This window comes from Paenibacillus sacheonensis, from assembly GCF_009909195.1.
Lineage (GTDB): Bacteria > Bacillota > Bacilli > Paenibacillales > Paenibacillaceae > Paenibacillus_Z > Paenibacillus_Z sacheonensis.
The window spans coordinates 53,673-73,286 of record NZ_JAAAMU010000002.1; the positions used below are offsets into that span (position 1 = coordinate 53,673).

Below are 19,614 nucleotides of genomic sequence, written 5' to 3' on the forward strand. Positions count from 1 at the left end.
TGCTTCGGCAGGCAGCTTCACGGGAAGGAGCGATGAAGGATGAAGCAGAGCTTCAAACAAAGCGGATTGGCCGGCGTATTCACGGTTCTGCTGACGTTGCTCTCCGCGTGTTCTTCCGGCGGGCAAGGCGCCGGGAGCGGGGCGAAGCCCGCGGCGGAGGACCCGAACCAAGCGGCTGTACGCGAATTGGTCGTCGGCTTGTCGCTCGATACGCTGCTGGAGGAACGCTGGAAGAAGGACCGGGACCTGTTCAAGGCCGCGGTCGAGAAGCTGGGCGCGAAGGTCGACGTGCAAGCGGCGAACGGCGACGACGCGAAGCAGATCGCGCAGGCGGAGAACATGATCTCGAAGCATGTGGACGTGCTTGTCGTCGTGCCGCATGATGCCCAGGTATCGGCGGCCATCGTGGCGAAGGCGCATCAAGCCGGCGTCAAGGTGATCTCGTACGACCGCTTGATCTTGAACGCGGACGTGGACCTGTATGTGTCGTTCGACAATGAGAAAGTCGGCGAGCTGCAGGCGGAGGCGCTCGTCTCGAAGGTGCCGCGGGGCAATTACGTGCTGATCGAGGGTGCGGATACGGACAACAACGCGCACATGTTCAAGCGGGGGCAGATGAAGGTGCTGCAGCCCCTTGTCGACCGCGGCGACATTCAGATCGTGTACGACCAGTTCACGAAAGAATGGAAGCCGGTCAACGCGCTGGCGAACATGAAGACGGCGCTCGCCGCGAACCGCGATGCGATCGACGCGGTCATCGCGGCGAACGACGGAACGGCTGGCGGCGTCGTAGGCGCCTTGGCGGAACGGCGGCTGGCGGGAACGACGCCCGTCACCGGCATGGATGCGGAGCTGGCTGCCGCGCAGCGGATCGTGGAAGGGACGCAGACGATGACCGTGTACAAACCGATCCGCAAGCTGGCCGAGACGGCTGCCGCGCTCGCCGTGCAGATGGCCGAGGGCAAGAAAGTTAGCACGGACAAGACCGTGTTCAACAAGAAAATCGACGTGCCGGCCATCCTGCTCGAGCCGATTGCCGTGAATCGGACGAATATCGATGCGACGATTATCGCGGACGGCTTTCACAGCCGGGAGGACGTTTACCGCAACGTGGACAACTAGGCGATGGATGTTACGGAAAGAACGGCGTTTCTGCTGCCAAGCAGAGACGCCGTTCTTTTTGCTTTTCCGGCATGACTCATTGAGAGATAGACGAAGCCTGGAATGCCGGGTGCGCGTATACGGACAAGCCCATGTCAAAATAGTATAGGCAGTATGAAAAAAGTGCTATAAGAGAGCGCTTTCAGCTGCGGCGTCCGATGCTATAGTTGGATTTGTAAGCGCTTCAGACATTTTCGATATCGAGAGGGGTAACACAAATGGGAAAAGGCTTGAAACGGATCTCGCTGCTGCTCGTGATCGTGATCTTAGCGGTCGCCGTGGCGGCATGCGGTAAAAACGGAGGCAGCAAAGTGAGCGTCGGCATCGTGCTTCCGACGAAAGACGAGCCGCGCTGGGTACAAGATGAGCAGCGCTTCAAGGATGCGCTGAAGGGGACGGATTATTCGACTGAAATTTTGTTCAGTCAAGGTTCTTCGGCGAAAGAGAAAGAAAACGTGGAAACGTTGATCAATAAAGGGATTCAAGTTCTGATCATCTGCCCGCAGGACGGTGCCGCGGCGGCGGGCGCGGTAGAGTCGGCGAAGAAAGCCGGCATCAAAGTCATCTCTTATGACCGCCTCATCACCAACACCGACGCCGTCGACTACTACGTCACGTTCGACAGCGTGGAAGTAGGCAAAGCGCAGGCGCAGTACCTGGTCGACCATGCCAAAGGCAGCGGCGAGCCGCTCTACCTGTACGCCGGCGCTTCTTCCGATAACAACGCCTTCCTGTTCTTCCAAGGCGCGTGGACGGTGCTTCAGCCGAAAATCGCGGACGGCACGTTCAAAATCGCGAACTCCAGCGAAGCCGAAGGCTTGAAAGGCAAAGCCGAGCTGTCCCGCGACGAAATGAGCAAAATCATCGGTCAAGTCACGACGAACTGGGATGCCAACGAAGCCAAGAACAAAGCGCAAACGCATCTGACGGCCGCAGCGGCGGACATGAAGGGCGACGTTGCGATCTTGGCGCCGAATGACGGCACCGCTCGTTCCATCGCCGACGTATTCGCCTCGGATTCGGCCATCAAGAGCTATGTCGTCAGCGGTCAAGACGCGGAGCAGGCTTCCGTTCAGTACGTGATCGACGGCAAGCAGTCGATGACGGTATTCAAGGACGTGCGCAGCTTGGTCAAGGATGCCATGGGCATGGCAGTCGCCCTCCTCGAAGGCAATGCGCCCGATACGACGGGCTCGTACAACAACGGCAAAATCGACGTGAAAGCGAAGCAAACGGAAGTCATCGTCGTCGACAAAGACAACGTGAAAGAAAAGCTGATCGATTCCGAATATTACAAAGCCAGCGATTTCACAGGACTGTAAGCGCAGCACCGATTTCCCTGCGGAGAAGCGGCGGCGGATGCAAGTCTCTCGCTGCTTCTCGTTCGCGGGAATGGTCCCGTTAGGAGCGATAAACATGAGCAAACCGATTTTGGAAATGAAGGAAATCTCGAAGGGGTTTACGGGAGTCAAAGCGCTCTCCGCCGTGAATTTCAAGGTCGAGCAGGGCGAGATTCATTGTTTGATCGGCGAGAACGGCGCAGGCAAATCGACGCTGATGAAGGTGCTGAGCGGCGTTTACCCGCATGGCACGTACAAGGGAGACATCGTGTTCGAGGGCAGCGTGCAAAGCTTCGCCAGGATCAGCGACAGCGTCAAGGCGGGGATCGCCATTATTTATCAGGAGCTCGCGCTGTTCCCCGATTTGACGGTGTACGAAAATATTTTCGCGGGCAACGAGATTACCCAAGGCGCCGTCGTGAACTGGAACCGAACGATCGTCCAGGCGAAGGAAATGCTGCGGAAAGTAAAACTGAACGTCAATCCCGAGACGAAGATCAAAGATCTGGGCGTCGGCAAGCAGCAATTGGTCGAAATCGCAAAGGCGTTAAGCAAGGACGTGAAGCTGCTTATTCTCGACGAGCCGACGGCCGCGCTGAACGAGGACGACAGCGAGAACCTGCTGACGCTCCTGCGCGAGCTGAAACAGCAGGGCATCACATGCATTATGATCTCCCACAAATTGAAGGAAGTCATCGCGATCGCGGACAAAGCAACCGTGCTCCGCGACGGCCGGACGATCTGCACGCTGGACGCGTCCAAAGGCGAAATTACCGAGAGCGTCATCATCAAAAACATGGTAGGGCGCGAAATCGACGATATTTATCCGAAACGGACGAACCGCAGCTTCGGCGAGAACGTGCTTGAAATCCGCAATTGGAGGGCATACGACGCCAAGCTTGGCAGGAACGTCGTCAAGAACGTCGATCTCCACGTGAAAAAAGGCGAAATCGTCGGCATCGCCGGCTTGATGGGCTCCGGAAGAACGGAATTGGCGCTGAGCTTGTTCGGCAATCCGAAGTCGTATAAATTGCAGGGCGACCTGCTGCTGGAAGGGAAAACTCGCAGCTTCAAGCATACGCGGGACGCCATCAAGGCGGGCATCGCTTACGTGACGGAGGATCGCAAGGGCGACGGCTTGTTCCTGATCCAGGATATCAAGAACAACATCTCGGCAGCCAATCTGGAAGCGGTCGCTTCGCGCGGCATCATCAACGGCAACGAGGAAGTGAAGGTCGCGAACGGCTATAAGCAGTCGATGAATATCAAGGCGCCGTCCGTCGAACAGATCGTCGGCAATCTCAGCGGCGGCAATCAGCAGAAGGTGTCGCTCGGCAAATGGCTGTTCGTCGGTCCGAAGCTGCTCATCCTGGACGAACCGACGCGCGGCATCGACGTCGGCGCCAAATTCGAAATTTATACGATCATGAACAAGCTGATCAGCGAAGGCATGAGCATCATCATGATCTCGTCCGAGCTGGGCGAGGTGCTCGGCATGAGCGACCGCGTGTACGTCATGGCGGAAGGAAGAATAACGGGCGAGCTGTCCATCGAGGATGCCGACCAAGAGAAGATCATGCATTTTGCAACGCAATAGGGGGAAGACAGATGAATTTATACAAGGAAGCCAGATCATTGATCAAAGTCAACATTCGTGAATACGGGATGTACATCGCGTTATTCGTCATTATGCTTACCTTCTCCATCATGACGGACGGCCTGTTCATGTCTTCGCGGAATATCAGCAATCTGTTGGACGCGACGGGCTATATCGCCGTGCTGGCCGTCGGGATGACGCTCGTCATCGTCATTCGGCATATCGATCTCTCCGTCGGCTTCGCCGCGGGGTTCATGGGCGCCATCGCCGCCATCTTCATGTCGCAGCTCGGCGTTCCGTTCTACTTCACGATTCCGATCATTCTCGTGATGGGCGTCGTGATCGGGATGTTCAACGGATTTCTCGTCGCTCAACTCGGAATTCCGTCGTTCGTCGCCTCGCTGGCCGGCATGCTCATCTTCAGGGGCGCGCTGCTGCGGGTAACGGAGAAGACCGGCACGATCAACGTCGACGACGACCATTTCAACGCCATCGGCAACGGGTACATTCCGTCGCTTGCGACGGTTGGCGGGCTGAACCTGCTCTCCCTGATCTTCGGTGCCGTCGTCATTATCTTCTATCTGTACAGCGAGTTCTCGAAGCGTCGCAACAAGCTGCGCTACAACTTCGAAGTCATCTCCGGCGGCATGTTTGCCGTGAAACTGGTATTCGTCTCTGCCATCATTGCATATATCACGTACATTATCGCGGGATATAACGGCTTCTCGTGGACCGTTATCATCATGCTCCTGATCGTCGTCATCTATCACTTCCTTACGACGCAAACCGTGCTTGGGCGGCATATTTACGCCGTCGGAAGCAACCCGGAAGCGGCGCATCTGAGCGGGATCAGCGTGAAGAAAATCACGTATATCGTATTCGGCTCGATGGGCATGCTGTCCGCATTGTCCGGCATCTTGTTTACGGCCCGGCTGCAATCGGCGACGACGACGGCAGGCACCCTGTTCGAGCTCGATGCGATCGCCGCAGCCTATGTAGGCGGCGTATCCGCGGCCGGCGGCGTCGGCAAAGTGACGGGCTCCATCATCGGCGCGATCGTCATGGCTTCCTTGTCAAGCGGCATGAACCTGCTGGGCGTCGGCATTTCGTACCAGTACATGATCCGCGGCGCGGTGCTCGCGATCGCCGTCATCTTCGACGTCATGACCCGCAAGCAAAGAGCGTAACGCGTTCGTAATACGGCCGGCGACTGTTGCGAAACAGCCGCCGGCCGTTTGCGTTCTAGGGTCGGGCATTGCGAAGTTCCGCATGCACGAATGCCGGCGAGAATAAAGTTGGTCGAAAATCCAAAATAGCTCATGACATCCCCATGCCAGTGTGGTACCATGAAATCGACTTTTTTCGCCTAATAGTTACAAAAATCCACAATGAACTTCATGGGAGCTGACGATGGGGTCTTCACTTACGATGTATATTTCGCTTGTCGCGACCTCGGGCGTATTTACGCTGTTTCTCTGTTTATATGCCTATTTGAAGCGAGAAGAAATGGCCGGCGCAAGGACGTTCATGCTGTATACGACCGCGCAGGCCATTTATATTTTTTCGGTGGCGTTCGGCATGGCAAGCAGTACGCTGCAAGACATTGAGAACTGGAATATCGTCCAGTATGTCGGAATGGCGCCTGCGCCTGCGCTCGGCCTGATCGTCGTGCTGCAATATACCGGCAAGACCGTGTCCCGCAGGATGGCGGCGGCGCTGTTCGCGATCCCGGTCCTGTCCATCGTCATGGTTGCCACGAACGAGTATCATCATTTGTTTTATAAGTCGCTAAGCGTCCGTGCAGGCTCGTCGCTGCCGTTCACAGATATTGTTATCGGCCAATTCTATGTCGTGCACGGCGCGTTCACGTTCGGTTCCATGCTGGCCGGCGTCGTGCTGCTCGTTCGCAAATGGCAGAGCACGAAGAAAGCCTACCGCCTGCAGCTCGTGACGCTGATCGTCGGGCAGTTTCTCCCTATGGCGGGAGCGTTCGTCTATTTGATGGGCATGGTTCCGAACGGGATGGATCCGGTACCGGTCATCCTGTGCGTCACGTCGGCGATGTACATCTGGGCGATCGTTTCCACGCGGATGCTGACGATCGTTCCGATCGCCAAGGAAAGCATCTTCGAGAGCATGGGGGACGGCGTCATCGTGCTTGACAGCGCGGACCGTCTGATCGATTTCAACGGCGCCGCCAGCCGCATGCTGCCAGGACTCGGCGTCGGCCTGATCGGCCGGACTTTGGATGAAGCGTGGATCGCAATGACCGGCTCGCCGTTTCCGCTGAACACGCATGCGGACGTCGAGCAGGAGGCCATGAGGTGGCAGGCTAAGGACGGTTCCTATGCCTTCTACCAAGTTCGTACGTCCGTCGTGCGCGGCCGAGTCGGCGAATCCATCGGCAGTCTCTTGATGCTCATCGACGTGACGGAGCCGCGGAGATTGCAGGAGCAGCTGGAACGGCTGGCTTATCATGACGGCTTGACGAAGCTGCTGAACCGTACGTCGTTCATCTATCGCGGCAAGCAGCTGCTCAGGGAAGCGCAGGAGAGCGGAACTCCGGCATCGGTCGTGCTGTTCGACATCGACTTCTTCAAGCGCATCAACGATACGTACGGGCATGAGACCGGCGACTTCGCGATTCAGCATGTGGCTTCCGTCGTCAATCGGCTGCTTCCCCCGAATGCGTTGTTCGCCAGATACGGCGGGGAGGAGTTCGTTTTCTTCCTTCCCGCGGCAGCGCGATCGGGAGCGGGGGAATTGGCGGACCGAATCCGCGCCGCGCTTGCCGCCGAGCCGCTTCAAGCGGACGGCGAGACGATCGCCATCACGGCAAGCTTCGGGGTATCGCAGTCCGGCAGCGACGGCGCGACGCTGCAGGCGCTGCTGAAGAACGCGGATATGGCGCTGTATGAGGCGAAGCGGGAGGGACGTAACCGCGTTCGCTTGTTCGAGGAAGCGTATCCGGCGTGAAAGCAAGGCAAGGAGAAGGGGGCGGCTGCGGCTGCCTTCTTTTTTCATTGCAGGTTCCGGTGGTGGCTGGAATAACCGGATTCAGAGCTCCAACCCCGTACCCTGCTTGAATCTTCGGATCACCATATGCGTATTGACCCCTACGATCCCCTCCAGCACATAGATCTTCTTGAATAGGAACTGCTCCAGCGCGCGTTCGTCCTGAAGAAGGGCATGCATATGCAGCAAGCTGGGTCCCGTCATCTGATAGATGCTGATCACCTCCGGCTCTCGCGACAGCAGATCTCCCGCCTGCTCCACGAATCTTGGCTCTACCTCCACCTCGAAGAAAGCGGAGACGAACTTTCCTAATCGCGCCGCGTTCAGCCGAACCGTAAAATTCTCGATAATGCCGTCCTCGATCAGCGCATCCACGCGCTTCTGGATCGCAACGCGCGATAGACTCAGCAGCTCGCCGATTTTGGAATAGGACATTCTTCCGTTCTCGTGCAGCAAGCGGATAATATCTTGGTCGATTGCATCCATTTGAGGCAGAAACATAGGCATCACTCCCCGAAAAAATAAAATATTACGTTTTGATAGCTTACGTAATGATTGCGTGAGGTTTAAGTTTCGATTATCTATTTCCTGCGTGAAGAGCGGAATGATTTGTAAACCAAAACGATCGAATTGCTTTATGAATGAGGCGATAATCCGCTATGATGGTTTACAAAACGGATTGACTCAAAGAGGAGATGCCAAATATAATTATGTCAGATAAGATTACATAAATAAATAGAAATATCGTGAAGTCAAGTGATTTTAGCGCCAAACTGGCCTATATCTAACTTAGGATGTGATTTGTTTGGCAAAGACGCTCATTCGAAACGGCACGGTCATGACGATGAACGACGGGCTGGACGTTTTCCCGGGCGGATATGTCTATATTGACGGTTCTCGGATCGCGGAAGTCGGCGTTTGGCCCGGGGATGGCTCCAAAGACGCGCTGCTCGCACTGGCGGATACGGTCATCGATGCCGCCGGCAAAGCGGTTATACCGGGTCTGGTCAACTGTCACACGCATCTGTTTCAAACGTTCATGCGCGGCGTGTCGGACGATCTGCCCTTGGCGCAGTGGCTGCGGCAGATTATATGGCCGGCGTCGCTCGCAATGGAGGAAGAGGATTTCTATCTGGCGGCCATGATCGGCTGCATCGAGAACTTGAAGTCCGGTGCGACGTATGTGATGGATCATCATTACATTCATACGCATCCCGGTAACGACGAAGGCGTGCTGGAAGCGATGCGGCAGTCCGGCATCCGAGGCCATATGGCGAGGGGCGGCGTCGATCTTAGCTATGAGCCAAGACTCCGTGAAAGCGCCGAAGAGATATTCGCCAATACCGATCAACTGCTGGACAAATGGCAGGGCGAGGGGGAAGGCCGAATTGCCATCGCAATGGGACCGCTGAACCTGTACGGCTGTTCGGAGGAGTTCTTAAGACTCGCCGCCAAGTACGGCGAACGAAACGGCTTGATTACGCATATCCACTTGTCGGAGACGAGGGAGCAGATCGAGAACACGCTCGAGCGGTTCGGTTTGCGCAACGTGGAGCTGGCGGAGGAGGTCGGGCTGCTCGGCCGGCAAACGCAAGTGGTGCATGGCGTATGGCTGAACGACGCCGAGCTCGACATTCTCGCAAGGCGCGAAGCGACGGTCGTTCATTGTCCCGTATCCAATATGTATCTAGCCTCGGGGGTCGCCAGGGTGCCGGATATGCTAGAGCGCGGCATCAATGTTGCGCTTGGAACCGATGGTCCCGGGAGCAACAACTGCCAGGATAATCTCGAGGTGCTGAAGTTCGCCGCTTGCCTCCACAAGGTGGACCGGCTGGATTCCACGCTGATGCCGCCGATGGGGGTGCTGCGGATGGGGACGCGTAACGGCGCGAAGGCCGTCGGCAGGGAGGAAGATCTCGGCAGTCTGGAGCCGGGGAAGAAGGCGGATATCGTCGTTATCGAGCTGCAGAAAGCGCATATCGCGCCCGTTCATCGGGTCAGCTCCGCGATCGTGTACAACGCCAACGGCAACGACGTCGATACGGTGCTGGTTAACGGGCGGGTCGTCGTCAGTCATGGCCGATGCACGCTCGTGGACGAGATGGAGATCATCCGCAGAGCGCAGGCGCGCGTCGACGTGCTGCGGAGCAAGCTGGCGCCGTCCTATCCTGTCTTCGGCAGCGTAGAGTAGACGCGCTTAGGGACAGGCACGTCGCGAGTCGCAAGCATCTAAACACAGCCGACACGATCGATACAAGATACAAGATATCCGGGGAGAGTGAGCATATGATGACGGAAACGCTGAAGGATAATGTGCTGGAGAATGAATGGCATCCCGTATGTATCGCGAGCAAGCTGAACGGCGCACCGCTTTCGGTTACGATCCTTGGCGAACGCGTTGCCGTGTTCCGCGCGGCGAGCGGCGGCGTCTATGCGCTTCGCGACCTGTGCGTGCACCGCGGGGCGATGCTGTCGAAGGGAAGGGTGGAAGGAGATAATCTCGTCTGTCCCTACCATGGCTGGAAATACGACGGGAGCGGCGCATGCGTATGCATTCCGGCGCAGGGCAAGTCGGACACGATCCCGCTTCGAGCCCGTGCGGAAAACTATCCTTGCATGGAGAAATACGGCCTTGTATGGGTATGCATCGGCGAACCGTCTGCCCGGCTGCCGGATTTCGAGGAATTCGAAAATCCCGATTACCGCCCATTAGTCTGCGGGCCATATACGGTTCATGCCGCAGGTACGAGGGTCATCGAGAACTTTACGGATTTCGCTCACCTGATGTTCGTGCACGGCGGTCTGCTCGGCCATCCGGATTATGCGGAAGTACCGGACTTCAAGGTCTACAAAGAGCAGGACCGCGTCTATACGAGCGAGGTGCCGATCTTCCAGCCCGTGGCCCACTCCGGCTCCGAGGCGGAGGAAGGAACGACTTACGTCTACGTGAAAGAAGTGTTCCGTCCGCTAGCGGGCCGGTTGTCGAAGCGGGATGCGGCCACGGGAGAGACGCTTTGGATTCTGCTGACGGTGCTGCCTGTGACCGAGAAGGAATGCACGGCGTACATGGCCGTCTCGCGCAACTACGGCTTCGACGTGCCGGATGAACAGTTTATCCGGTTTCAGGATACGGTATTCGAACAGGATGCCTGGATCATCGAGACGCAGAAGCCGGAGCTGCTTCCGCTCGATCTGCAGCAGGAGCTGAACCACAAGGCGGATGTGTTGTCCGTCGCGTATCGGCGCTGGCTGATCGAGCTTGGCGTCAGAATCGGCATGGCCTAATATCCTATAGGGAGGCGGAAGCATTGACTTATCGGGTGACGGACGAGCAAGCGAGATTTTACAAGCGCGAAGGTTTCGTTCAGTTGGACGGCGTACTGACGGAGCAGCAGCTCGAGGAGCTGGCGGCTTGTCTGGAAGAGGTCATGCGCGATCATGCCGATGGCGGAGATAATCCGGAGCTGGAACGCGTGCTGCGAATGAAAATGAATACGTGGCGGGACTCCGGCGGCATGGCGAAATATTCGCTCAGCCCCTATCTGGCTGACATTGCCTTGCAGCTAGCGGAGTCCTCCGGCTTGCGGTTGTTCCATGACCAGGCGTTTTGGAAAATGCCCGGGGATTCCAAAGCGACGCCCTGGCATCAGGACGCGACGTACTTCCCGATGAAGGAATCTGACGTCATGACGATGTGGATTCCGCTCGAAGACGTCAACGAGACGAACGGCTGCCTGTCCTTCGTACCGCGCTCGCATCGGGCGGGCAAGCTGGACAACGTCGATTTCGTCAAACCGGTCGACCTATTCGAGCTGGCGAAGGATACGGCCGCCGCAGGCCATGAACCGGTGGCGGTTCCGCTCAGGCGAGGAAGCTGCACCGTGCATCATGGGCTGACCTTCCATTACGCCTATGCCAATCGGACGGATAAGCCTCGCCGAGTGCTTACGATCGTATACATGCCCGAGCATGCGACGTTCGATGGGAGCAGCAGGCATCCGCTTACGATGGGACTGAACTTGAAGGACGGCGATGCCATTACCGGGAACTTGTTCCCGGTGCTTGCGCGCCGCGGTTGATACGCGAAGCTTGATCGGGTCCGTTCCGGAATGAGGGGATGGGGCGGTCAGGCTTTTTTTCATGTGGCCGGCCATTGGTAAGGGCGGGAATCCGAGGGTATAATGGAAGCATATCTTAGTTACTATCGTCCATCATGTGCAGACCGTAATTGCGTACCACCATTTTAGCTTCGAAGGAGACGTGAATCGGATGAAGGATACGATCGGGAAAGCGATTTCGTTAGGATTGGGACTGGCGCTTGCAGGCAAGGAACAGGTCGAGAAAACGTTCGACGAGCTCGTCAAGAAAGGCGAGGTCAGCAAAGCGGAATCCAAAGCGCTCGTCGAAGAGCTGCTCGCCAAAGGCGATGAGCTGCGCAAGCAGGTAGAGACGATGGCCCGCGAGCGCATGCAAGCGCTGCTCGGCGAGAACAAGCTGGCCACGAAGGAGGATATCGCCCGAATCGAACAGCGCCTGGATGCGCTGGAGCGGGAACGCGTGAATCCTTCCGAGTCATGATCGGGGGCAAGTCATGAATCCGGGGAAACGGCTTCGACAATTGCAGCGATATCGAACGATCGCCTCGGCGCTGGCGCGCAACGGGCTGGGATATGTCTCCCATGAGATGGGACTGACCGATAAGCTGTTTTTCTTTCGCAGCGAGGCGCAGAAGGAGCTTCAGGCCAAAAGCCTGGGAGAACGCATTCGGCTGCTGCTCGAGGAGCTCGGTCCAACCTTCGTCAAGCTGGGACAGATCGCCAGCACGCGGCCCGATCTGATTCCGGCCGACATCGTGACGGAGCTGGAGCGCCTGCAGGACCATGTGCCCGCTTCGCCGTTCGAGGACGTCGCCGCCATCCTCGAAGAGGACTTGGGCGCGCCGATCGATCAGCTGTTCCGGTCCTTCACCGCGGAGCCGCTGGCGGCGGCTTCCATCGGTCAGGTGTACCGCGCTACCCTGCAGGACGGGACGATGGTCGCGATCAAGGTGCAGCGGCCCGCGATCGGGAAGCTGATCGAGACCGACTTGGATATCTTGGCGGACTGGGCACGGCTCGCCGAGAGTACGATGGAATGGGCGCGAATCTACCGGCTCCGCGAGATCGTGGATGAGCTCGGCCACGTGCTGCGCAGAGAGCTGGACTACTCGCTGGAGGCGCGCAATGCGGAACGCTTCATCGCCCAAAGCGAGAGTCAAGAGCATGTTCACGTGCCGGAGATCTTCTGGGATTACTGCTCGAAGCGCGTCCTTACGATGGCTTACGTGGACGGCATCAAGCTGTCCGACCGTCTGCAGCTGGAGCGCGCGGGGCTGGATACCCGCGAGCTGGCCGACCGATTCGCGACGACGATCCTTCATCAGATTCTCGTTGCCGGCTTGTACCACGGCGATCCCCATCCCGGCAACGTCCTGGCGCTCTCGGACGGCCGGCTGGCGCTTCTGGATTTCGGCATGGTCGGCCGGCTTAATCCCAGCATGAAGAAGCAGTTCGTATCGTTCGTCATCGCGCTGCGGAACCAAAGCTCGAAAGGCGTCATGCGGGCCATATCGAGCATGGGCGTCATACCAGAAGACGCGGATATGGAAGCGCTCGGCGCCGACGTCGACGAGATGAGGGAGAAATACTACAAGGTTCCGCTCGAGCGGATCGGTTTCGGCGAGATCGTGAACGATCTGTTCTCGCTGTCGTTCCGCCACCGGATCCGCATTCCCTCCGAGCTCACGCTGCTCGGCAAGGCGCTGCTGACGATGGAAGGCGTCGTTACGGCGCTGGATCCCAATTTCAGCGTGTTCGACGTGGCCGAGCCTCTCGGGCGAAAGCTGTTCCTGGAGCGGATCGACCCGCGCAACATTTGGAGGAATTGGGTCGAGGACGTGCCGGAGATGATCGATTTGATCAGCGACGTGCCGCTGAGCCTGAAGCAGCTGTCCCGCATTATTCGGCAGGGAAAGCTGCGCGTCGAGGTTGCCTCCCCTCAAGTGGACATGCTGACGAAGAAGATGGACCGGATCAGCAACCGTTTGTCGCTCAGCATCGTGCTGCTGTCGCTCAGCATCCTGATGGTCGGACTGATCATTGGCGCCGCGTTGAGCCATACGCAGACGATGATATGGCATATACCGATCATCGATATCGGATTTATCGTCGCGTTGGTCATGTTTCTGTGGCTGATCGCGGCCATGATTCGTTCCGGCAGGATCTGATAAGTGAGGTAGACGTCAGCTAGAGTAACGCGAGCCGATATTTTGGAAATGAAAGGGCATTTGAATACGAACATCGGCCTGGAGCCTTGAATAGGATATTACCTATTCAAGGCTCTTTGCGCGCTGCGGGGGCTTGCGCAGATATACCGGATCCGGGCGGACCGTTGATATAGAGCATGGGTGCGTGCAAGACAGACAATGACGATAGCAAAGGAGAAATCAACATGCGCAAACTGGTTAAACCGACGCTGCTGCTGCTGGCGGTCCTGCTGCTGGCGATGACGGCCGCTTGCGGCAAAAGCTCCAAGTCGGATGAGCTGACGACGGTCAAATTCTCGGAAGTCATCCGTTCGATCTTCTATGCGCCGCATTACGTGGCGATGTCGCAGGGCTTCTTCAAGGAACAAGGCTTGAACGTCGACATGAATACCGCGCAAGGCTCCGACAAAGGCGCTGCCGCGCTTATCGCGGGCACGGCAGACATCTCCATGGTCGGACCGGAGACGACGATCTATATCTACAACCAGAAGGGCGATAAGACGCTGAAGGTGTTCCACCAGCTCACCGCGAAGGACGGTTCGTTCCTGCTCTCGAGGGAAAAGCTGGACAATTTCACGTGGAGCGACCTCTCGGGCAAAACCGTCATCGGCTGGAGACCGGGAAGTTCCCCGCAAATGGTGCTGAACTCGCTGCTCCTGAAGGAGCAGGTTACGGACGCGAACGTCATTACGAACATCGCATCTCCTGCGATGGCCGGCGCGTTCACGAGCGGCCAAGGCGACTTCATCCAAGTGTTCGAGCCTGTCGCTTCGACGTTGGTTAATGCAGGCAAAGCGTATTACGTCGCTTCGCTCGGCGAAGATTTCGGCGCGTATCCGGAGACGTCTTACGTCGCGACTTCCGACTATATCCAGTCGCATGCGGACATTATCAAGAAATTCACGGCCGCCGTTGCCGAAGGCGCGAAGTGGCTGAACGCCGCATCCGACGAAGAAATCGTGGCGGCGCTCAAGCCATTCTTCGACGGTACGACGGATGAGCTTATTCTGCAATCGGTTAACCGTTATAAAGCACAGGATACATGGCCGACGGATCCCGTCCTCACGCAGGAGCAATTCGATATTCTTCAGAACGTGCTCGTGGAGAACGGCGTGCTGAAGGCGGAGGAGAAGGTAACGAAGATGGATGACGTCGTCGACATGAGCTTCGCGAAGCAGCTCGGAAAGTCGGACTAACGCCGATGGCACGCAGGGAGATCGGTGCTTCGGGGCTGGGACGGGAGCAAGGGCAGGGGCAGAAGCAGGAGCAAAAGCAGGAGCAGAAGCAGGAGCAGAAGCAGGAGCATATCCGGCTGGAAGGCGTCGGACTTCGCTATTTTACGCCGAGAGAAGAGACCGAAGCGCTGCGCGGCATCTCGCTTTCGATCGGCCGGGGCGAGTTCATCAGCATCGTAGGGCCGAGCGGCTGCGGCAAGAGCACGCTGCTCTCGCTCATCTCCGGCATGCTGCGGCCGACGCAGGGAACCGTGACGATCGACGGGGCGGAAGTGGCGGGTACTTCGGATAAAGTGGGCTATATGCTGCAGCATGATCATTTGTTCGAATGGCGGGACGTGCTGGGCAACGTGACCGTCGGGGCGGAGATCCGCCGGATGAAGAAGGAGGACGCGAAGCGCAAAGGCGAGGAGCTGCTGAAACGATACGGACTCGGCGATTTCATACACCATGCGCCAGCCCAGCTGTCCGGAGGCATGCGGCAGCGGGTGGCGTTGATCCGCACGCTCGTCGCGGAGCCGGACATCTTGCTGCTCGACGAGCCGTTCTCCGCGCTCGACTACCAGACGCGGCTGACGCTGTCGGAGGAAGTGTTCCGGATCATCAAGGATCAGAACAAAACGGCCGTGCTCGTGACGCACGACCTGTCCGAAGCGATCAGCATGGGGGACCGCGTGCTCGTCATGTCCAAACGCCCGAGCACGATCGCGGCCGCTCATGACATCGTATTCGACGAGGGCGATAACCTGTCCCCGTGGAGCAAGCGGCAGGCTTCCCGGTACCATGACTATTTCAATACCATATGGAAGGAGCTGGATGACCATGACGTCCCCGCTTTATGACCGCTACCTGCGCGCGCAGAAGCGCAGGCAGCGGCTGATCTGGCTTGCGCGGCTTGCGCTTCTGGCGGGTTTCCTTCTGCTATGGGAGTTCGCGGCCAGGTGGAAATGGGTGGATTCCATGCTCACGAGCAAGCCGTCTCAGCTGTGGACGTCGTTTCGCGAGCTCGCGATGGAAGGCAGCTTGTTTCATCACTTGTGGATTACCGGACAGGAGACGCTCGTCGGGATCGCGGTCTCCATGGCGATCGGGTCGCTGGCGGCCGTCTTGTTCTGGTGGTCGACATTCGCGTCGAAGGTGCTCGATCCGTATATGGTCGTATTGAACGCGTTGCCCAAAGTCGCTCTCGGACCGATATTTTTCATCTGGCTTGGCGACCATTATTCGGTGTACGGCATGGCGGTCGCGATCTCCGTGATCGTGACGATCATCATGATCGAGAGCGGCTTCAAGGAGATCAGCCGCACGAAGCTGAAGCTCATGGAGTCGTTCGGCGCCACCAAGCTGCAAATGCTCGGCATGGTGCTGCTGCCGGCGAGCGTTCCGCATTTGATCGCGACGCTAAAGGTGAACGTCGGCTTGACGCTGGTCGGCGTCATCATGGGCGAATTCCTATCCTCGAAAGCCGGCCTCGGTTATTTGATTATTTACGGCGGACAGGTATTTCAGATGAATCTGGTCATGGTCAGCATTGCGCTGCTGGCACTGCTGTCGGTCGCATTGTACGGGCTCGTTAATCTGCTCGAGCGGTATGCGAGGAAGAAGTATCACCATGAGGCTTGATGGCCAGGATGCGCAGCCGCTTGTAATCCACATGCCAGGAGCCGTCCCGGAATAAGGCAGCCCGCGCCTTCGATGCCACGGTGTCGAACAGGGCTTCCTTCTGCCGGGCGGTGAATTCCTTCACGAAATCGTCGGCGAATCCAGCCAGCCAGTGGCGCAAGCCGCCATCGCCGTCCTTCATCATCGTCGGCCGGTCGAAATGAAAGGCGGCCTTCACGGCGAAGCCTTGATCTTCCAGGAGCTTGCTGTACTGCGCGATGCTCGGGAAGTACCAGGGATTCCGCGAAGCGGCATCGATGCCGTAGTCTTCGGCCAACGACTCGGCGAGGGCGGCGATCACCGTCTCGACATTGCCGCGTCCGCCGAATTCGGCGACGAAACGGCCTCCGGCAGCGAGCGCGTTCCACACGCAAGTTACCACTTGCTCGGGCTGCTTCATCCAGTGCAAGGCCGCATTCGAGAATACGGCATCGTACGCGACGTCGGTTGTGAAATCCTCGGCATTGGCGACGCGGAAATCCAGATGCGGATATTTAAGCCGAGCCGCAGCGATCATATTGTCCGATAAATCCATGCCGGTTGCGTTCGCGCCCGATTGGGCGATCGTCTCCGTCAAATCTCCCGTGCCGCAGCCTAAATCGAGAATGCGTTCTCCGCTTACGGGCTGGAGCAGCCCGACGACGCCTTGTCCGAATTGCGATACGAAGCCCAGCTTATCGTCGTATGCGCCTGGATTCCACTCGTTGATAGAAGTCATCTCGATCACCTCATATCGTTGATGAGGCTATTGTCTCATGGACGGCGTTATTCGTGAAATATAAGAAAGAAATGATCTCTATAGATTTGACCTATCAATCGGCTGCTCCAACGGCAGGTAGAGGGGACGGCCGCGCGCGGAAAGATGAAATGCGTCCTTCAGTTCGATATAATGGTAGAGCTGCTGAAAGCAGTCGACGGCACTTTATCCGTAAATCGAAGGAGCGCTTGGAATGACGAACTTGGATGAATTTATCGGCGGATGGCTGAGCCACCGCAAAGTTTTGCATGAGATGCTGAAGGACGTCACCACGGAGCAGCTGCAATTGAAGCCGTACGAGAAAGGCATGTCGCTGTCGGCGCTTGTCCTGCATATCACGGGCGCGATGGGCATGTTTGCCGCGACCGCGAAGAACGGTACATACACGAAGGGCGAGCCTTCGCAGCCGTTTACGACCAGCGACGAGCTGCGCGCGAGCATCCTCGCGGATACCGAGCACACCGAAGCGGTGCTTAGATCGCTGACGCCGGAGCAGTTGAGCGCATCGATCGATTTCTTCGGTCGTTCGTTGTCCGGCGGAGCGTTGCTCCAGAACGGAAAAGAGCATGAAATTCACCATAAAGGACAATTGTTCATCTACCTCCGGATGGCCGGAATCGAACAGCTGCCGTTTTACGTCAGCAAAGGGTAGACGGACAAAGAACCGTGTGTCCTAGCACAACCAAAAGACCACTTCAGCCGAAGTGGTCTTTTGGTTGTGCCGATAAACTGGCAAACGACGGCAATTCACCGATGCCACGATAGTCCGTCCTGACTTGCCCGGCTTATTTAAAGAACAAGAAATGCGTCGGCACTGGACGGAGCCGGCCGTCCGACGGATGATTGACGACGCGGCCGTTGAAGACGAGCGTCGACGAGCCGCCGCCGTCGAGGTTGTAGCCGTCGATCGCGCCGAAACGCTGCAGCAGGATCTGCACTTCTTCGAGCGTCGCGCCGGAGCTGCCGTTCTCGTTGCGGCCGTCGATGACGAGGAAGAGCAGCTGGTTGTCCTTGTAGTTGGCGACGACGGTCCGCGGCGCGCGCAGCGGGCTCGTCTGCCACTTGGACGGAATCGTCGATGTTCTGCCGTTCTGCAGCAGTACCGGCACGAAGGAAGCGCCGAACTTCGGATTCTGCTTGTCCAGCTGCTCGCGGCTCGAATATTTGCCGCCGATCAGCTCGAGGTTGTCGTTCAAGCCGACGAAGAAGAGATCCTTGAACGACGGATCGAAGCCGTTCAAATAGCTGCCGTTCATCACGGTGGTGCTGAGCGGATACCGTTTGCCCCCATCGTCCGCGAAACCGCCGGCATTCACGCCGGCGATTGCGCCATAGCGGCGGGCCGCAGCCAGCGTCGTCTCTGCGCCGCCGTTCTTGTCCTGCCCGAGCACCATCTTCATCGCATCGGGCGTCTTTAACTTTACCTTCAGCGCATAGCCGCTGAAATATTGCGCATGAATCGTGAACAGCTGCGCGCGGATGTTATCGGACTGGATCTGCTGCGCGGGGGATCCGATTTTCAACGTAATACGGCGGTCGTAGATCCGGTAAGGCCTGTCGGCCTGCGAGTCGGACAGCGTGACGATGGCATTCATGCTTCGGCCCGTTGCCGTGTAGAGCGCGATCGATTTCTTGAGCGACTTCGCGGTCACGAGCGCCTTCTGCTTTGCCGAGTCGAGGCCATCCGTGAGTTTACCGGTGTCCGCCGGCACGTTAACGTCCGACAACGCCTGCTTCGGGAAGGCGCTGTCCGGAAGCGTGATCGACAGATCCGCGGCCAGCAGCCAGATTACCAGTCCGATGAACGGCGCGCAGGCCAGCAGGCAGAAGCGGTTGATTCGTTTGACGGTCAACGTCATTTCAACACGTCCAGACTTTTCTGCAGCTCGGCGAGCTTCTTCTGCACTTGGCTCAGCTGCGTAAACAGCTTATTGCTGTTGTCCGTCTTGGAATTCGTGTTATCCTTCGTGAATTCCAGCAGCTCGTTCAGCGCGTCGACTTTGCCTTGAACCTTGGTCAGCTCGCCGGCGAATTGCGTTTGCATCTGCTTCAGCTGCGCGTCGTAGTCCTTCTGCATCGCCGTGATCTGCTGTGAGGTTTGCGCGGCGATATCCTGCGTCATCTTGGCTTTCACTTGACCGGTATACCATATGGTACCGAAGACGCCGCAGCCGATCAGCAGCGCCCATACGGCGAGAAATAACGGGACGGACGGCTTGGACCTGCGGGACGTGCGTTCGGTTGAGCGCTGCGCCGCCGATTGCAAATTCGTTTCCATGTTGTGCTTCACTCCTAATGACCTCAAATTGCGAAATGCGGGTAATCCTGCGTCTTCTGGCAACGTGCCTACCAACGGAAACTATATTCTACCACAAAAATAGTAGAAGAGCAGGCAGCGCGATTGGCGGCGAATCCTCCTGCGATGCGCATGCTCAACGGGCATTCGCGGCCGGCATGCATCTCCCGCGACTGAACAGACGAGAATAAGCGGGAACAGGTTGCGAATAGGCGAGGCTTTCGCTTCATGTTATAATGTCGGAAAT

Annotated in this window: 18 protein-coding genes; 14 read left to right on the top strand and 4 right to left on the bottom strand. The window is 57.7% G+C overall.

Translation table 11 applies throughout. The features are described from left to right. The first annotated feature begins 39 nt into the window (after positions 1-39). The 5 genes from xylF to GT003_RS03300 all read left to right on the top strand — a co-directional run bounded on the left by xylF (position 40) and on the right by GT003_RS03300 (position 7,074). Positions 40-1,122: a D-xylose ABC transporter substrate-binding protein gene (gene xylF / locus GT003_RS03280; protein ID WP_161694407.1), complete on the top strand. Its 1,083-nt coding sequence runs from the start codon at positions 40-42 to the stop codon at positions 1,120-1,122. 257 nt (positions 1,123-1,379) lie between these two features. Next, on the top strand, positions 1,380-2,483 hold the full coding sequence (locus tag GT003_RS03285) for a sugar ABC transporter substrate-binding protein (protein ID WP_161694409.1): 1,104 nt from the start codon (positions 1,380-1,382) through the stop codon (positions 2,481-2,483). Positions 2,484-2,577: 94 nt separating this feature from the next. Next, positions 2,578-4,098 carry a sugar ABC transporter ATP-binding protein gene (locus GT003_RS03290; RefSeq protein WP_161694411.1) on the top strand — a complete coding sequence of 507 codons (1,521 nt, stop codon included), beginning with the start codon at positions 2,578-2,580 and terminating at the stop codon, positions 4,096-4,098. Between the two features lie 11 nt (positions 4,099-4,109). Continuing rightward, positions 4,110-5,285, top strand: coding sequence for a sugar ABC transporter permease (locus tag GT003_RS03295; RefSeq protein ID WP_161694414.1), 1,176 nt, complete (start codon positions 4,110-4,112; stop codon positions 5,283-5,285). 223 nt (positions 5,286-5,508) lie between these two features. Beyond that, entirely contained in the window at positions 5,509-7,074 is a 1,566-nt protein-coding gene (locus GT003_RS03300; RefSeq protein WP_161694416.1) for a histidine kinase N-terminal 7TM domain-containing diguanylate cyclase, read from the top strand. An 81-nt stretch (positions 7,075-7,155) separates the two neighbouring features. Here the strand turns inward: GT003_RS03300 and GT003_RS03305 are convergent, their stop codons facing one another. Beyond that, positions 7,156-7,614, bottom strand: coding sequence for an Lrp/AsnC family transcriptional regulator (locus GT003_RS03305; protein ID WP_161694418.1), 459 nt, complete (start codon positions 7,612-7,614; stop codon positions 7,156-7,158). Positions 7,615-7,909: 295 nt separating this feature from the next. Here GT003_RS03305 and GT003_RS03310 point away from each other — a divergent pair, with 295 nt between their 5' ends. The 8 genes from GT003_RS03310 to GT003_RS03345 all read left to right on the top strand — a co-directional run bounded on the left by GT003_RS03310 (position 7,910) and on the right by GT003_RS03345 (position 16,275). After that, positions 7,910-9,304 (top strand): amidohydrolase family protein, encoded by a 1,395-nt coding sequence (locus tag GT003_RS03310; protein WP_346266554.1) that lies wholly within the window; start codon positions 7,910-7,912, stop codon positions 9,302-9,304. A 95-nt stretch (positions 9,305-9,399) separates the two neighbouring features. Beyond that, complete coding sequence (locus GT003_RS03315; RefSeq protein WP_161694420.1) at positions 9,400-10,398, top strand: aromatic ring-hydroxylating dioxygenase subunit alpha; 999 nt, start codon at positions 9,400-9,402, stop codon at positions 10,396-10,398. A gap of 23 nt (positions 10,399-10,421) precedes the next feature. Continuing rightward, the gene (locus GT003_RS03320) at positions 10,422-11,192 is read left to right on the top strand and encodes a phytanoyl-CoA dioxygenase family protein (protein ID WP_161694422.1); all 771 of its coding nucleotides are present in this window, start codon (positions 10,422-10,424) and stop codon (positions 11,190-11,192) included. A 190-nt stretch (positions 11,193-11,382) separates the two neighbouring features. After that, a complete protein-coding gene (locus tag GT003_RS03325; protein WP_161694424.1) occupies positions 11,383-11,691 on the top strand; it encodes a phasin family protein in 309 nt (102 codons plus the stop codon). A gap of 13 nt (positions 11,692-11,704) precedes the next feature. Beyond that, complete coding sequence (locus GT003_RS03330; RefSeq protein WP_161694426.1) at positions 11,705-13,378, top strand: ABC1 kinase family protein; 1,674 nt, start codon at positions 11,705-11,707, stop codon at positions 13,376-13,378. A gap of 224 nt (positions 13,379-13,602) precedes the next feature. Further along, positions 13,603-14,613, top strand: coding sequence for an ABC transporter substrate-binding protein (locus GT003_RS03335; RefSeq protein ID WP_161694428.1), 1,011 nt, complete (start codon positions 13,603-13,605; stop codon positions 14,611-14,613). Positions 14,614-14,618: 5 nt separating this feature from the next. Then, complete coding sequence (locus GT003_RS03340; protein WP_161694430.1) at positions 14,619-15,494, top strand: ABC transporter ATP-binding protein; 876 nt, start codon at positions 14,619-14,621, stop codon at positions 15,492-15,494. Further along, entirely contained in the window at positions 15,475-16,275 is an 801-nt protein-coding gene (locus GT003_RS03345) for an ABC transporter permease (RefSeq protein ID WP_239565618.1), read from the top strand. Before GT003_RS03340 ends, GT003_RS03345 begins: the two co-directional genes overlap by 20 nt. Here GT003_RS03345 and GT003_RS03350 read toward each other — a convergent pair. Continuing rightward, on the bottom strand, positions 16,226-17,032 hold the full coding sequence (locus GT003_RS03350) for a class I SAM-dependent methyltransferase (RefSeq protein ID WP_170312120.1): 807 nt from the start codon (positions 17,030-17,032) through the stop codon (positions 16,226-16,228). The two genes, GT003_RS03345 and GT003_RS03350, sit on opposite strands and share 50 nt — an antisense overlap. Before the next feature lie 232 nt (positions 17,033-17,264). On the opposite strand from GT003_RS03350, the gene GT003_RS03355 reads away from it, so the two are divergent. Next, on the top strand, positions 17,265-17,723 hold the full coding sequence (locus GT003_RS03355) for a DinB family protein (protein ID WP_161694434.1): 459 nt from the start codon (positions 17,265-17,267) through the stop codon (positions 17,721-17,723). Between the two features lie 133 nt (positions 17,724-17,856). Here the strand turns inward: GT003_RS03355 and GT003_RS03360 are convergent, their stop codons facing one another. Together GT003_RS03360 and GT003_RS03365 are read right to left on the bottom strand one after the other, a co-directional pair. Then, positions 17,857-18,930, bottom strand: coding sequence for a phosphodiester glycosidase family protein (locus GT003_RS03360; protein WP_161694436.1), 1,074 nt, complete (start codon positions 18,928-18,930; stop codon positions 17,857-17,859). Beyond that, positions 18,927-19,349 carry a hypothetical protein gene (locus GT003_RS03365; protein WP_239565617.1) on the bottom strand — a complete coding sequence of 141 codons (423 nt, stop codon included), beginning with the start codon at positions 19,347-19,349 and terminating at the stop codon, positions 18,927-18,929. Before GT003_RS03365 ends, GT003_RS03360 begins: the two co-directional genes overlap by 4 nt. Positions 19,350-19,614 lie beyond the last annotated feature (265 nt).

Coding starts and splice junctions, on each gene's coding strand:
- xylF (WP_161694407.1), top strand. CDS start 40: ATGAAGCAGAGCTTCAAACAAAGCGGATTGGCCGGCGTATTCACGGTT.
- GT003_RS03285 (WP_161694409.1), top strand. CDS start 1,380: ATGGGAAAAGGCTTGAAACGGATCTCGCTGCTGCTCGTGATCGTGATC.
- GT003_RS03290 (WP_161694411.1), top strand. CDS start 2,578: ATGAGCAAACCGATTTTGGAAATGAAGGAAATCTCGAAGGGGTTTACG.
- GT003_RS03295 (WP_161694414.1), top strand. CDS start 4,110: ATGAATTTATACAAGGAAGCCAGATCATTGATCAAAGTCAACATTCGT.
- GT003_RS03300 (WP_161694416.1), top strand. CDS start 5,509: ATGGGGTCTTCACTTACGATGTATATTTCGCTTGTCGCGACCTCGGGC.
- GT003_RS03305 (WP_161694418.1), bottom strand. CDS start 7,614: ATGTTTCTGCCTCAAATGGATGCAATCGACCAAGATATTATCCGCTTG.
- GT003_RS03315 (WP_161694420.1), top strand. CDS start 9,400: ATGATGACGGAAACGCTGAAGGATAATGTGCTGGAGAATGAATGGCAT.
- GT003_RS03325 (WP_161694424.1), top strand. CDS start 11,383: ATGAAGGATACGATCGGGAAAGCGATTTCGTTAGGATTGGGACTGGCG.
- GT003_RS03330 (WP_161694426.1), top strand. CDS start 11,705: ATGAATCCGGGGAAACGGCTTCGACAATTGCAGCGATATCGAACGATC.
- GT003_RS03335 (WP_161694428.1), top strand. CDS start 13,603: ATGCGCAAACTGGTTAAACCGACGCTGCTGCTGCTGGCGGTCCTGCTG.
- GT003_RS03340 (WP_161694430.1), top strand. CDS start 14,619: ATGGCACGCAGGGAGATCGGTGCTTCGGGGCTGGGACGGGAGCAAGGG.
- GT003_RS03345 (WP_239565618.1), top strand. CDS start 15,475: ATGACGTCCCCGCTTTATGACCGCTACCTGCGCGCGCAGAAGCGCAGG.
- GT003_RS03350 (WP_170312120.1), bottom strand. CDS start 17,032: ATGACTTCTATCAACGAGTGGAATCCAGGCGCATACGACGATAAGCTG.
- GT003_RS03355 (WP_161694434.1), top strand. CDS start 17,265: ATGACGAACTTGGATGAATTTATCGGCGGATGGCTGAGCCACCGCAAA.
- GT003_RS03360 (WP_161694436.1), bottom strand. CDS start 18,930: ATGACGTTGACCGTCAAACGAATCAACCGCTTCTGCCTGCTGGCCTGC.
- GT003_RS03365 (WP_239565617.1), bottom strand. CDS start 19,349: ATGGAAACGAATTTGCAATCGGCGGCGCAGCGCTCAACCGAACGCACG.